Source organism: Candidatus Symbiopectobacterium sp. NZEC135, from assembly GCF_025962695.1.
On sequence record NZ_JAGFPF010001031.1, the window covers coordinates 1 to 766 of the forward strand.

A 766-nucleotide genomic window follows, 5' to 3' on the forward strand; every position below is an offset into this window, starting at 1 on the left:
ACGTGCTGTCGATGTTCAAGAACCGCAATCTGGTGTTACTGGGCCTCTCTGGCTTCTTTGCCATGGCTGCCACCTGGGGCACAGCATCATGGGCAAACACCTACCTGAACGGTCAACTGAACTTGTCACTGGTGACTGCCGGTTCCTGGATGTCGCTGTATGCCATTGCTTCCGTGATCGCCAAGCCGCTGACCGGCTCCCTGATGGATAAATTCCAACGCAAAAACAAGAAATATTATCTGTCAACATTGCTGCTGGTGCTGGTGCCTGCGCTGATGTGGTTTAGTCGCAATAACAGCGTCAGTGCGCTTTATGTGCTGATTCCGCTGTTAGGGATCACCGCCTTCGCTTACAGCCCGGTAATGAATACGTTTATCGGTGAGCTGGTTCCGGTAGAAAAAACCGGTGCGGCAGTGGGATTCCTTAATACCATTTGGCAATTGGGATCGTTATCCGCACCGATCGCTATGGGGATGATTCTGGACACCTTTGGTAACAGCTATTATTACGCCTTCTCTGCGCTGGCTGTCTGTGCGTTTATTTCTGGGATTATCGTATTGTTTATTTCCTTGCCCCAGAGTGAGAAATAAAAAAAGATGCCCGAATATAACGTTCGGGCATCGCGTTATTAGCCACACAGCGCGCTGTTCACTCTGCACGCCCACGTCGATAATCACGATAGCAATGGCAAACAGCATGCCTCACGTCGAGATTCATGAATTATACTCATTGGTGCATGCACATTTTGCTATCTGGTATCGGATTA

The 766-nt window shown here is 49.3% G+C and carries 1 protein-coding gene; it reads left to right on the forward strand.

Annotation, left to right across the window (positions count from 1 at the left end; genetic code table 11):
- Window positions 1-590 (forward strand): MFS transporter (locus tag J5224_RS32225; RefSeq protein WP_264629019.1); only part of this gene is annotated, 590 nt, incomplete at its 5' end.
- Window positions 591-766 lie beyond the last annotated feature (176 nt).